Annotated in this window: 12 protein-coding genes; 4 read left to right on the top strand and 8 right to left on the bottom strand. The window is 59.7% G+C overall.

Annotated features, from left to right (window positions below):
* Positions 1-6: 6 nt before the first annotated feature.
* The 3 genes from SynMITS9220_RS00115 to grpE are packed head-to-tail and all read right to left on the bottom strand — an operon-like array spanning position 7 to position 2,162.
* Positions 7-249 carry a sulfurtransferase TusA family protein gene (locus SynMITS9220_RS00115; RefSeq protein WP_067093421.1) on the bottom strand — a complete coding sequence of 81 codons (243 nt, stop codon included), beginning with the start codon at positions 247-249 and terminating at the stop codon, positions 7-9.
* 2 nt (positions 250-251) lie between these two features.
* Positions 252-1,382 (bottom strand): molecular chaperone DnaJ, encoded by a 1,131-nt coding sequence (dnaJ, locus tag SynMITS9220_RS00110; protein ID WP_067093422.1) that lies wholly within the window; start codon positions 1,380-1,382, stop codon positions 252-254.
* 42 nt (positions 1,383-1,424) lie between these two features.
* Positions 1,425-2,162, bottom strand: a complete 738-nt coding sequence (grpE, locus tag SynMITS9220_RS00105) for a nucleotide exchange factor GrpE (protein WP_186991648.1) — start codon at positions 2,160-2,162, stop codon at positions 1,425-1,427.
* A gap of 95 nt (positions 2,163-2,257) precedes the next feature.
* On the opposite strand from grpE, the gene SynMITS9220_RS00100 reads away from it, so the two are divergent.
* The 3 genes from SynMITS9220_RS00100 to SynMITS9220_RS00090 are packed head-to-tail and all read left to right on the top strand — an operon-like array spanning position 2,258 to position 6,354.
* Positions 2,258-3,988: an ATPase, T2SS/T4P/T4SS family gene (locus SynMITS9220_RS00100; protein WP_186989867.1), complete on the top strand. Its 1,731-nt coding sequence runs from the start codon at positions 2,258-2,260 to the stop codon at positions 3,986-3,988.
* A 10-nt stretch (positions 3,989-3,998) separates the two neighbouring features.
* The gene (locus SynMITS9220_RS00095) at positions 3,999-5,060 is read left to right on the top strand and encodes a type IV pilus twitching motility protein PilT (protein WP_186989865.1); all 1,062 of its coding nucleotides are present in this window, start codon (positions 3,999-4,001) and stop codon (positions 5,058-5,060) included.
* Between the two features lie 16 nt (positions 5,061-5,076).
* The gene (locus tag SynMITS9220_RS00090) at positions 5,077-6,354 is read left to right on the top strand and encodes a type II secretion system F family protein (RefSeq protein ID WP_186989863.1); all 1,278 of its coding nucleotides are present in this window, start codon (positions 5,077-5,079) and stop codon (positions 6,352-6,354) included.
* Here the strand turns inward: SynMITS9220_RS00090 and SynMITS9220_RS00085 are convergent.
* Together SynMITS9220_RS00085 and msrB are read right to left on the bottom strand one after the other, a co-directional pair.
* Positions 6,329-7,657, bottom strand: coding sequence for an NAD(P)/FAD-dependent oxidoreductase (locus SynMITS9220_RS00085; RefSeq protein WP_186989861.1), 1,329 nt, complete (start codon positions 7,655-7,657; stop codon positions 6,329-6,331). The genes SynMITS9220_RS00090 and SynMITS9220_RS00085 overlap by 26 nt on opposite strands.
* Complete coding sequence (gene msrB / locus SynMITS9220_RS00080; protein WP_186989859.1) at positions 7,587-8,096, bottom strand: peptide-methionine (R)-S-oxide reductase MsrB; 510 nt, start codon at positions 8,094-8,096, stop codon at positions 7,587-7,589. The genes SynMITS9220_RS00085 and msrB overlap by 71 nt, the downstream gene beginning before the upstream one ends.
* Before the next feature lie 69 nt (positions 8,097-8,165).
* Between msrB and dusA the strand changes: the two genes are divergently transcribed.
* On the top strand, positions 8,166-9,170 hold the full coding sequence (gene dusA, locus SynMITS9220_RS00075; protein ID WP_186989857.1) for a tRNA dihydrouridine(20/20a) synthase DusA: 1,005 nt from the start codon (positions 8,166-8,168) through the stop codon (positions 9,168-9,170).
* A 25-nt stretch (positions 9,171-9,195) separates the two neighbouring features.
* Here dusA and SynMITS9220_RS00070 read toward each other — a convergent pair whose 3' ends face one another.
* The 3 genes from SynMITS9220_RS00070 to SynMITS9220_RS00060 form a co-directional block, all read right to left on the bottom strand.
* Entirely contained in the window at positions 9,196-9,870 is a 675-nt protein-coding gene (locus tag SynMITS9220_RS00070) for an RNA-binding protein (RefSeq protein WP_186989855.1), read from the bottom strand.
* A 119-nt stretch (positions 9,871-9,989) separates the two neighbouring features.
* Positions 9,990-11,402, bottom strand: coding sequence for an argininosuccinate lyase (gene argH, locus SynMITS9220_RS00065; protein ID WP_186989853.1), 1,413 nt, complete (start codon positions 11,400-11,402; stop codon positions 9,990-9,992).
* A 32-nt stretch (positions 11,403-11,434) separates the two neighbouring features.
* Positions 11,435-12,844 (bottom strand): PP2C family protein-serine/threonine phosphatase, encoded by a 1,410-nt coding sequence (locus SynMITS9220_RS00060; protein ID WP_186989851.1) that lies wholly within the window; start codon positions 12,842-12,844, stop codon positions 11,435-11,437.
* Positions 12,845-12,847 lie beyond the last annotated feature (3 nt).

Genomic DNA, 12,847 nt, shown 5'->3' with positions numbered 1-12,847 from the left:
TCATGGCTAATCACCGGCACAGATCACCTTCAGTCGCACCTGAACATCCGAGAGACGCTCCACATGGACCTGATGGCCATCACGTCGCAGTCCCGGAACCACCATCTCTTCTGGCTCACCAGGATCGAGATCCACCTGAAGGCACTGACCAGCAGTCATGCTCTCAAGAGTGAGCCGACAGCGAATGAAATTGAGCGGACAGGGCGTCCCACAGAGATCGAGCTGACGATCGGGGAGACGTTCCGTCATGGTCAACGCTGTCCGAACAGACGAGCAAACAGGCCACTCTTGTGGTGATGGTGCTGCTCTCCCCTGGCGGAGTGATGACCGGCCAGCTCTTCGAGCAGTCCCTTCTCTTCAGTGTTGAGACGAGTTGGCAGCTTCACATTGACCGTGATGCGTTGATTGCCGCGGGCCACAGGGTTGCCCAGCTTGGGAATGCCCTTGTTGTCCAGGGTGAGAACGGCATTGGGTTGCGTTCCAGCAGGAATCTCGAGGCTGGTTGGCCCGTCCACTGTGTCCACTTCGATGGTGTCACCGAGAATCGCCTGGAGATAGCTCACCTTCACTTCGGAGTGGACCGTCAATCCATCCCTCTGCAACGACGGATGGGATTTAACGGTCAGGAACACGTACAAGTCGCCAGAGGGACCACCCCGTAAGCCAGCATTGCCCTCGCCGGTCACCCTGAGACGGGTACCGGTGTCAACACCAGCAGGAATATTGATCCGCAACTTCTTGCGCACCTGAGTGACACCCTGTCCGCCACAGGCATTGCAGGGATCAGCAATCACCTGACCACTGCCATTGCAGCTGGGACATTCCGCCACTTGGGTGAAACTGCCGAAAGGGGTCCTGGTTGCCCGGCGCACCTGGCCAACACCGCCACAGGTGGAGCAAGTGGTGGGGCCACTGCCGCTCTTGGCACCGCTACCGCTGCAGGTGCTGCAGGTTTCCAAGTGAGGAACGCGAATCTCCCGCTCCTGTCCGAACACCCCCTGCTCAAAGTCGATCGTGAGGTCGTAGCGCAGGTCATCTCCCTGCTGAGGTCCACGACGGCGTTGCTGACGACCACCACCGGCGGCTCCACCGAACCCGCTGAAGAAGGTTTCAAAAATATCGGCAAAGCCACCCATGTCGCCCATGTCGGGCATGCCAGCCGCGCCACCGAGTCCCGCCTCACCGAATTGGTCGTAACGACCGCGGGTCTGGGGGTCACTGAGAACCTCGTAGGCACGTCCGATCTCTTTGAAGCGATCCTCTGCGCCGGGGTCTTTGTTGATGTCGGGGTGATATTGGCGAGCCAGTCGCCGATAGGCCCGTTTGAGGGTGTCGGCATCAGCATCCCTGCTGACACCGAGTAGCTCGTAGTAATCGGCCATCAGCTGGACGTCCTGAAAATCACAGTAAAAGCAGAGGTCTGATCAACTGTTGGCATCTCCCGAAACCTCCCCTTCAGAGGCGACCTCAGCATCAGAAGTGGACGTCTCGCTGCCGGCAGCTTGTTGTGGGCCAGGCCCCATCGACACCTTGACCATGGCGTGACGCAAAACGCGGCCATCGAGGTGATAACCACGCTGCAGCTCCTCAATCACCACATCCTCTGGATGCTCCTCACTGGGCTCACGCAGCACCGCCTCGTGCAGGGTTGGATCAAACTCCTGGCCAACCACTCGCATCGGAGCAACACCCAGCTGTTTGAGCACCTCAACCAGCTGTTTGTAGAGCCCCTGATAGCTGCGGTGAAGCCCCTGCGCTTCTTCCGTCTGAGGATCGAGCTGCTGACGAGCACGCTCGAAATTGTCCACAACGGGGAGGATTTCAGTGAGGGTGCTGCAGATGAGCTGCAACTTGAGATCGTCCTGGTCGCGACTCTGACGCTTGCGGAAGTTGTCGAAGTCCGCAGCGATGCGTACGTACTGACCGCGCAACACCTCATGCTCCTCTCTGAGCGCGGAGTGCTCCTTCTCGAGCTGCTCAAGACGGGCGTCGTTGTCAACGGACTGAGTCCCTGACTCCGATTCAGCTGTCCCTTCAGTGGACGCTGACTCCTCCACGACTGGTGTCGTGTCCAGAGTTTCATTTGGCGTCACGGCAGGTTGCTGGCCGTCGGAACCAGCCGATGACGGATCCTGCGCTGGGGTAGAAGCATCGCCACTCATGCTGACCGGTTGCGAATTCACGTCTAGACATGTTGATAGGTGAGGCAGTCCTCCCACAAGCGGGGGAAGCCCGCACCTTTCTGCGACTTTGATCCGTGAGCGACGACCGCCGGCATCTGGAACTGGAACTTCTGTTGCAGCGAACCATCCCAGGCGAGCTCGTCAGCGCCGATGAACCCTCACTGCTCCAGGAACTGAAAGCGAAGGGGTTTGATCCTGTTCGTCACGCCGCGCTTGCCGAACGCCTGACGGAGCTGCTCAGCAAGAACGTAGGGATTAAGGATGAAGTTCCAGCCCAAGAACAAGCGATCACAGAAACATCGCAGCGATCCAACTCCGCCGTCGCAACCAACAGCCAGACCTCGGCTCCGGAAGGTTCAGAAAGCGAAAGCGTGGCGGAAACAGCCACGTCTTACCTGAAGGATTTCACCGTCGGCGGGATTCTGGAAGCCGATCCAGACGAGAAAGCTGAGGACTCCACAGGACCGCAGGATCTTGAATCAGGCCTCAACGATGCAGAACGCTCCCCCGTGATCGATCTGGTGGATCGCATCCTGATGCAGGCCCTTGAGCTGGATGCAAGCGACATCCATGTGGAGCCTCAGCAAGCCGGACTTCAACTGCGCTTCCGTCAGGACGGAGTGCTGCAGAGTCAGATCGAAACCCTTCCGAGCCGACTGGTGCCGGCCGTGACCTCCAGGTTCAAGATCATGGCGGACCTGGACATCGCCGAACGGCGCGTGCCCCAGGACGGTCGCATCCGGCGAAGGTTCCAGAACCGCACGGTGGATTTCCGCGTGAACAGCCTGCCGAGCCGCTACGGGGAAAAGATCGTGCTGCGGCTGCTGGACAGTTCCGCCACTCAACTGGGACTCGACAAGCTGATTACCAATGCTGAAGCACTTCAGCTCGTGCGCACCCTGGGATCCAAACCCTTCGGGATGATCCTGGTGACAGGGCCGACTGGATCGGGCAAATCCACCACGCTGTATTCCCTGCTGGCCGAACGCAATGAACCGGGGATCAACATCTCCACAGTTGAGGATCCGATCGAATTCGCCCTACCAGGTATTACCCAATGCCAGGTGAACCGGGAAAAAGGCTTCGATTTCAGTCAGGCACTGAGAGCCTTCATGCGCCAGGACCCAGACGTGCTGCTGGTCGGCGAAACACGCGATCTGGAAACAGCGAAAACAGCCATCGAAGCTGCTCTCACTGGTCACCTGGTGCTGACCACGCTCCACTGCAATGACGCCCCTAGCGCCATCGCCAGACTCGACGAGATGGGTGTGGAGCCTTTCATGGTCAGCGCCTCACTGATCGGGATCGTGTCCCAGCGTCTACTTCGGCGGGTCTGTCCCCAATGCCGTATTGCCTACCGGCCAGATCCCGAAGAACTAGGTCGCTTCGGGCTGATGGCAAGCAACGAGGCGGACGTCAGTTTCTTCCGTGCCAACCACCATGAAGGCCAGGCCGATCCTTGCCCCATGTGTCAGGGCAGTGGTTACAAAGGGCGAGTCGGGGTCTACGAAGTGCTGCGCATGAACGAAGCGCTGGCGACCACCGTGGCCAAGGGCGCCACCACCGACATGGTGCGCCAGCTGGCTCTTGAGGGAGGCATGAAAACACTTCTGGGTTACAGCCTCGATCTAGTGAGAGAGGGGCACACAACCCTGGAAGAAGTGGGCCGCATGGTGCTCACCGATTCCGGCCTGGAATCAGAGCGGCGGGCCAGAGCCCTGAGCACGCTCACCTGCAGTGGCTGTGGTGGCGGACTTCAGGAAGGTTGGCTGGAATGTCCTTACTGCCTGACCCCACGTCACTGAGGAGCAAGCGATGGAGCTGATGATCGAAGACCTCATGCAGGAACTGGTGGAGAAGGGAGGCAGTGACCTGCATATCGCCAGCGGCCAGCCCCCCTTTGGACGCTTCAGCGGGCAACTGCGAGCAATGCGTGAGGAAGCTCTACAGGAAGAGAGCTGCAACCGGCTGATCTTCTCGATGCTCAACAACAGCCAACGCAAGACTTTGGAGCAAACTTGGGAACTCGACTGCGCCTACGGACTCAAAGGAGTGGCGCGTTTCCGGGTGAATGTTTATCGCCAGAAAGGCAGCTATGCGGCCTGCCTGAGAGCACTGGGCAGCACGATCCCAAGCATCGAATTGCTGAACCTCCCACCCGTGGTGGTGGAAACCAGCAAGCGACCAAGAGGACTGGTGCTGGTCACCGGACCAACAGGCTCAGGCAAGACCACCACCCTGGCGGCGCTGCTCGATCACATCAATCACACCCGTGCCGAACACATCCTCACCATTGAGGACCCAATCGAATTCGTCTACAAAAGCGACCGAAGCCTGGTGCACCAGCGCCAGCTCAATGAAGACACCCGCAGTTTTGGCAATGCACTGAGAGCAGCCCTGCGCGAAGACCCGGACGTGATCCTGGTGGGTGAAATGCGCGACTTGGAAACCATTCAGCTGGCCATCAGTGCCGCGGAGACCGGTCACCTCGTCTTCGGCACTCTGCACACCAGTTCTGCCGCCCAAACCGTGGACCGCATGGTGGATGTGTTCCCACCCGCACAGCAAACCCAGATCCGCGTGCAACTGTCCGGAAGTCTGGTGGCGGTCTTCTCCCAGACGCTCTGTCGTCGCAGCAATCCCGAACCTGGTCAGTTTGGCCGAGTCATGGCGCAGGAAATCATGATCAATACGCCGGCCATCGCCAACCTGATTCGCGAAGGCAAGACCGCCCAGCTGTACTCACAGATCCAAACCGGCGGTGAACAGGGGATGCAGACCCTGGAAAATCTCGTGAGCGATGGCGACATCGCTCTACAGGAAGCATTGGCCAAAGCCAGCAAACCTGCTGAGCTTGAGCGACTTGTCGGCAGCTGAGAGGTCCACTCCCACCATGGCCACATTCACTGCCACCTACACCTCCGCGACCGGTCAGGAGCGGACGCTGACGCTCAAAGCCAACGATTTGGCCACGGCCAAGCGTCAGTTGAGACGACGCGGCATCAAAGCCACCGAATGGCGTGCCAGTGAAACCGGTTCTGGACGGAACAGGAAAAAGGAAACCTCTGCCAAAGCCGATGGAACATCCGGCGGGAGCTTGCTCTCAATCGATCTGGGAGAAGCTTTCCAAAAACCTCCAGGCGTGAAGGAAAAAGCAGTCTGGGCCAGCAAGCTGGCGGTGCTGGTGGATGCAGGGGTGCCGATCGTGCGCAGCCTCGATCTGATGACCACTCAGCAGAAGCTGCCGATGTTCAAAAAAGCGCTCACTGCAGTGGGCACGGAAGTGAACCAGGGCACCGCGATGGGCACTGCGATGCGTCAGTGGCCCAAAGTGTTCGACCAGCTCACCGTGGCCATGGTGGAAGCCGGTGAAGCCGGCGGGGTGCTGGATGAATCACTGAAACGGCTGGCCAAGCTTCTGGAAGACAATGCCCGCCTGCAGAACCAGATCAAGGGTGCACTCGGTTACCCCGTGGCGGTGCTGGTGATCGCCATCCTGGTGTTCCTGGGGATGACCATCTTCCTGATTCCAACCTTCGCGGGGATCTTCGAAGATCTGGGCGCGGAATTACCACTGTTCACCCAGGTAATGGTGGACCTGAGCGAGCTTCTGCGCTCATCCGCAGCTCTGCTGTTTGCCGGTGGTCTTCTTGTGGCTGTATGGCTGTTCAGCCGTTATTACGCGACCGATAAGGGGCGGCGTGTGGTGGATCGCTTGATGCTCAAAGTGCCCCTGTTCGGAGACCTCATCATGAAAACGGCAACCGCCCAGTTCTGCAGGATCTTCAGCTCACTGAGTCGAGCAGGCGTCCCAATCCTGATGGCGCTAGAGATCTCCAGTGAAACGGCAGGCAATTCGATCATTTCCGACGCGATCCTCGACTCAAGAGCGCTGGTTCAGGAAGGGGTGCTGCTGAGCACAGCTCTGACACGGCAGAAAGTGTTGCCCGATATGGCCCTGAGCATGCTTTCGATCGGCGAAGAGACCGGAGAAATGGACCAGATGCTCAGCAAGGTGGCCGACTTCTATGAAGACGAGGTATCCGCGTCAGTCAAAGCACTCACCTCAATGCTGGAGCCGGCGATGATCGTGGTGGTGGGTGGCATCGTTGGTTCGATCCTGCTGGCGATGTATCTGCCGATGTTCACGGTGTTTGATCAGATTCAGTAGTCACCAGCTGGGATTTGGCGGCGGCGATGGCCTGGCCAGCCAGCCAGCCGCCACTCCAGCAAGCCTGGAAGTTGAATCCACCGGTGACACCATCCACATCCAGCAGCTCACCGGCGACATAGAGCCCTGGACAGCGACGACTTGCCATCGTGGCCAGATTCACCTCGCCGAGGGCCACTCCACCAGCAGTGACGAACTCCTCACCAAATGGGCCGCGGCCCTGAATCAGCAGGCGCTGAGCGCAGAGAATATCGACCAGCTGGCGTTCAACCTTCAACGGCAGATCCGCCCAACGGCGCTCACCATCCACAGCAACAGCAGACAGAAAAGCCTGCCACAAGCGACGCGGCAAGTGCTCAAACGGTTTGGCCGAAATCAAGGTGCGACGTGCCATGTCCACCCGCCACTGCCGCAGCCTCTGCTCAACACCCTGACGGCCCAGGCCCCCACTCCAGTCCACCTTCAGTTCGCCCTTGTAGTGGCTGTCGTGAAGCGCCCGAGCGGCAAAAGCCGAGAGTCGCAGCGTTGCCGGACCACTGAGTCCGCGATGGGTGATCAGGACCCGACCGGTTTGCCGGAAGCGCTGATCCCCGAGCTTCAGATCAAGGCTCACCTCATCAATGGCAATGCCACTGCAGGCGGCAAGTGCTTTGGACTGCAGCGACAGGCTGAACAACGAAGGAACAGGCGGCACCACGTGATGACCGAGGGACTCCGCGAGCGTTCGACCACTGGGATGACCACCGGTGGCCAACATCACATTGCGAGCCTTCAATGGCTGATCAAGCCCACGCCCATCAACCACAAAACCACCATCCCTCTGCACCTCAACCCGCTGCACCATCACCTTGGTCCGCAGCTGCACACCCACCCGAGTCGCGGCGTTCTGCAAGCAGTGGATCACCGCCTCGGAACGGTTCTGCTGCGGAAACATGCGTCCGTCTTGTTCCTCAACAAGGGTGAGGCCATGGTCATCAAACCAGGCGATCGCATCACCACAGGCGAAACGACTGAACGGACCCCGCAACGGTCGACTGCCACGGGGGTAATGGCTGGACAGTTCGACGGGGTCCCAGCAGGCGTGCGTGACATTGCAGCGGCCACCACCACTGATGCGCACCTTCTGAAGTGGCTCCGGCGTTGCCTCCAGAACCACAACCTCGCGCAAACCCTTCTCAGCCGCAGTGATCGCTGCCATGTAACCAGCAGGACCACCACCGATCACAATCAGATCAAGCGGCCTGGAAGCGCAGAGCGACTCCGTTGTTGCAGTAGCGCTTGCCGGTGGGCCTGGGACCGTCATTGAACACATGACCCTGGTGGCCGCCACAGCGGCTGCAGTGGTATTCCGTGCGCGGAACAATCAACTTGAAATCTACTTTCGTGTCGATGGCACCTGGCAGGGGCTGCCAGAAGCTTGGCCAACCCGTGCCACTGTCGAACTTGGCCTGCGATGAGAACAACGACAGATCGCAACCCGCACAGTGATAAATACCTGATCTCTTCTCACTATTGAGCTCACTGGTGAACGGGGGCTCGGTGCCTTCCCTGCGAAGCACCTGATACGAATCCGACGACAAACGTTTCTTCCATTCCTGATCGGAGAGATCCCACTTGGAATCCGATGCATCGGAGGCAGCGGCAACCTGCTTCGGAGCCCGGAAAACACCAACCAGCCCTGAAATCGCGGCGAACAGCATGGAGCGCCTGCTCAATAGCCACTTTTCGAAGCTGGAGGGCATCACAGATGTCGCGTCGTTGCTTCAACCGTTCTAAACAACTCGGAACCAGGAACCAGGCAGCATGGAGGGATGGATTCCCTCACCAGAACCGATCGGGAACCTTGCTGGCGCTTCAGCATCGCTCCAATGCTGGACTGCACAGACCGGCATTTCCGCCAGCTGATGCGCCAAATCAGCTGTCATGCATTGCTGTATAGCGAAATGGTGGTGGCCCAGGCACTTCACTACACCAAGCGAAGGGAACGCCTACTCGACTTCGATGTAGAGGAGCATCCGATCGCACTGCAAGTTGGCGGCGATCAGCCATCACTGCTCGCCGAGGCCGCTCGCATGGCAGCGGACTGGGGCTATGACGAAATCAACCTCAATGTGGGCTGCCCAAGCCCTCGAGTTCAGGCCGGCAATTTTGGAGCCTGCCTAATGGCAGAACCCGAACGCGTCGCCCGCTGCGTAGAAGCGATGGTGACCGCCAGTGCCCTGCCGGTGACGGTGAAACACCGGGTTGGTATTGATGATCTGGATAGCGACACCCTGCTCACTGCTTTCGTGGATCAAGTGGCCGCGGCCGGTGCCACCCGCTTCAGCGTGCATGCGCGCAAAGCCTGGCTGGATGGCCTCGATCCCAAACAGAACCGCACGATCCCTCCGTTACAGCACGAGCGAGTGATCGCGCTCAAGCAACGAAGGCCCGAGCTCATGATCGAGCTCAACGGCGGACTCGATACCCCAGAGCAGTGCCTGTCTGCTCTGAATCACTGCGATGGCGCAATGGTTGGCCGGGCCGCCTATGCCCATCCTCTGCGCTGGGCAGCGATGGATGCCCTGATCTATGGCGATGCTCCACGGACCGTGAAAGCCTCGGACGTGATCACAGGCCTGATGCCCCATGCCGAACGCCACCTGCAACGGGGTGGCCGTCTTTGGGATCTCTGCCGCCACCTGGTGCAGCTCGTGGAAGGGGTTCCGGGTGCCCGCCACTGGCGACGCGACCTCGGTGAGCAAGCCCAGCGCGCAGGGGCAGATCTCAGCGTGCTGGAACATTCAGCCCGGCAACTCACAGATGCCGGGCTTTAAACGTTGAACTGAACGAATCGGTGACTCAACCTTCGGCGCCGCCGTAACCGCCGTAGTCATCTCCACCGCCATCACCGCCGCCGCCAAAGCTGCTTCCACCACCATCGTTCGGGGAAGCACCACCACGGCGACGACTGCGTCGACCCTCTTCCACACCACCTCCGTAAGGAGAACCGGACTGATCGCCACCGCCAGCAGCTCCACCACCGCTGTAACCGCCACCGGAGGAACCGCCGCCATAGCTGCGATCTTCCCAGCCTCGGGCACCGGAGCGACGATCGCCACCACCGCCACCGCCGTAGCCACCACCGCCACCGCCGTAGCCACCACCGCCACCGCCGTAGCCACCACCGCCACCGCCGTAGCCACCACCGCCGCCGCCGTAGCCACCACCGCCGCCGCCGTAGCCACCACCGCCGCCGTAGCCGCCACCACCGCCGCCACGACGAGGTGCGCTACCGCGTGGCTCAGCCTTGTTGATGCGGAGGGGACGACCCATTAATTCAGCGCCCTGGAGAGCCTCGATCGCCGCGGCCTCCGCCGCTTCATCGACCATCTCCACAAAGGCGAAACCACGTTTGCGACCGGTGTCACGCTCAAGAGGAAGGGCACAGTTCGTGACCTCTCCATGAGCGGCAAACAGTTCGATCACGTCTTCCTGCTCAGCGCGGAAGGGCAGATTGCCGACAAAAATGCTCACTTGACTGCTGGACCTGAAGAGAAAGGACCCAATCGGATCAGACAAGCCATTGGTTCAGGATCCAAGGAAGGACCAACAACCTCTGGCTCTATCAGGGTAGACCCGGTCTCGCGAAATGATCAGTGATTCGTTAATCCGAGCCGATCGCTCCAGAGCGCCAACTGCTCCTCAACCCGCTCAAACCCAGTACCACCTTCACTCAGGCGAGCGGCGACAACCTGACGGGGCGCGAGAGCATCAAACAGGTCGGCGTCAATCGAGGGGTGAAACTGCTGCCAACGTTCAAGGCTCAGATCACGCAGCAACACTCCATCACTCAGACATTGCTTCACCACGGAACCAACGATTTGATAGGCCTCGCGGAAAGGGACCTGTCGGGCAACCAGATAGTCGGCTACATCGGTGGCATTGGAGAAATCTGATCCAACAGCAGCCTCCAGCCGATCAGGACGAAAGCTCAGCCCTTCCTCGATCAGGATCGTCATCGCCTCAATGCACTGGACGCTGGTGTTCACCACATCAAACAGCGCTTCCTTGTCCTCCTGGAAATCCTTGTTGTAGGCAAGCGGCAGCCCCTTGATCATGGTCAGCAGCCCCTGCAGATGACCAAACACCCGACCACACTTGCCACGGACCAGCTCAGGAACATCAGGATTCTTCTTCTGTGGCATCAGGCTGCTGCCAGTGGCGCAACGGTCGCTCAGACGCACAAATCCGCATTCCTCCGAAGCCCAGAAGATCACCTCCTCGGCCAGACGGCTCAGGTGCACCATCAACAACGATGCTGCAGCTGAAAACTCCACAGCGAAATCGCGATCACTCACAGCATCAAGACTGTTGGCATAAATCCCCTCGAATTCCAGGGCTGCAGCAGTGCTGCGCCGATCAATCGGCACCGGCGTTCCAGCCAAGGCTGCGGCACCCAGTGGTGAGCAGTTGACCCGCTTGCGCACATCCTGAAACCGTTGACGATCCCGCTCGAGCATCTCCACGTAAGCAAGCAGGTGATGCGCCAAACAAACGGGCTGCGCCCTCTGCAGGTGGGTGTAACCGGGAATCAGCGTGTTGCGGTGCTCAAGCGCCTGACGCAGCAGAGCGGTCTGAAACAGCCGCACCTGCGGGTCAAGCTCATCGATTCGACGACGAAGCCACAGACGCAGATCCGTACCCACCTGATCATTGCGACTGCGGCCGGTATGCAACTTTTTTCCCACCGGACCCAGCAGTGCAATCAACCGACGCTCGACAGCGAAGTGCACATCCTCATCGTCGAGACCGGGATTGAAGCTGCCGGCAGCCGCTTCTGCGCGGATCTGTTCCAGACCGCTGCAGAGCTGATCAGCCTCCACCGACTCAATGACTCCGCACTCAGCCAACATGCGGGCATGGGCCACTGAACCATCCAGATCCTCCTGAAGGAGATGGATGTCGAAGCCGATCGAGGCATTGAAGCGTTCGATCGCCGGATGCAGTCCCTGTTCGAACCGGTCACTCCAGGTGGCGGAGCCTCCGCCCGTCACTCCACCTGCCATGGGACATCCTCAACACAGATCCCTTCAGCTTGTCAGGCCGGAGACCGTGGAACCGATGGCAACATCAACCCTTCCCGAACCTTGAGAACCACCATCGAGGCATCATCCTCGAGCTGTCGATCCGGCCCCACAAAGCGATCAAGACGGCCGAACAACTGATCAAGGATTCCCTGCGAACCCGTACCCGAACGACAGGCGGTCTCGAGGTTGCGGATCAAGCGCGCTTCATCGAAGCGGTCACCCGTCAACCCAGGGGCTTCGGTGACGCCATCGGTGTAATACAGCAGCACATCGCCGGGTTCGAGCACCGTGGAACCACTTCCGTATTCCGCTTCAGGCTGCAGACCGATCAACAGACCCGGTGCATCCAGACGACTGATGCAGCGTTGCTGAGCCCGCCAGATCAAAGGCGGATTGTGCGCAGCATTGGCAAAGCGAAGCCGACGCGTTCGCGGATCAAAATCTGAATAGAACAGCGTCACAAAACGGTGCGACTGGGATAGATCCTCAAGCGCGAGCTGGTTGAGGTCATGAAGGATTCGGTCCGGCGGTAATCCGCTCAGCACTTCCGCACGCAACATGCCGCGCAGCATCGTCATCAGCAGGCCGGCTGGAACGCCCTTACCCATCACATCGCCCATCACCAGCGACCAGCGACCTCGCTCACGACGACGACCGATCAACTCCGGTCGGGTGGGGATGAAGTCGTAGTAATCACCACCCACCTGAAAAGCCGGACGGCAACGGGCCGCCAGTTCGACCCCCTCAATCACGGGACAATGATCCGGCAGCAACTGGGCCTGAATCTCAGCACCGATGCTGAGCTGGCGATCCATTCGCTCATGCAGGCGGGCCTCCTGGAGCATCTGATCGTTTTCGATCGCAACACCGGTGAGATCAGCCACCAGCTGCACATTGCGACGGTGGGCATCACTCCAGACCAGCGAGCCAGACGTGTTGAACACATAGAGACGTCCGCGCTGGCGACCTCTGGCCACCAGAGACGTTGCGAACACACCAGCCGATCCGAGGTGACTTTGCACCAGTCGATCCAGGCCAAGCACGAGGGCATCATCGGAACCGAACCCGGCCGAACGTCCAGGCTCATGGTTGATCACCGCCTGCAATAGGGTCTCCGTCCGCAACACGGACTGCATCTGCAACTGGTCAGTCCACAGACGCCCGTCAGCCTGATACGGGATGAGCAATGCACCATCGACACCCACCAGACGAGCAGCCACCACGGGCACAAGCTCAAGGAAACGATTGAGGTTGGTGAAACTGCGCAGCGCAAAACCAATCGAGACCAGCAGCTCTTGATTGGCGCGCTGTTCCTTGGAAAGACTGTCGAGCAACTGACGCAGCGACGTTGTCGCCGTCAGTGACGGAGGCCCCGAACGAAGCGAAGAAGCCGGATGGCGCCGTGATGGATTGCTGCTCACGGC

The organism is Synechococcus sp. MIT S9220 (assembly GCF_014304815.1).
GTDB lineage: Bacteria > Cyanobacteriota > Cyanobacteriia > PCC-6307 > Cyanobiaceae > Synechococcus_C.
The sequence above is the reverse complement of the archived record's forward strand: the minus strand, read 5'-3'. Positions and strand labels throughout refer to the sequence as shown.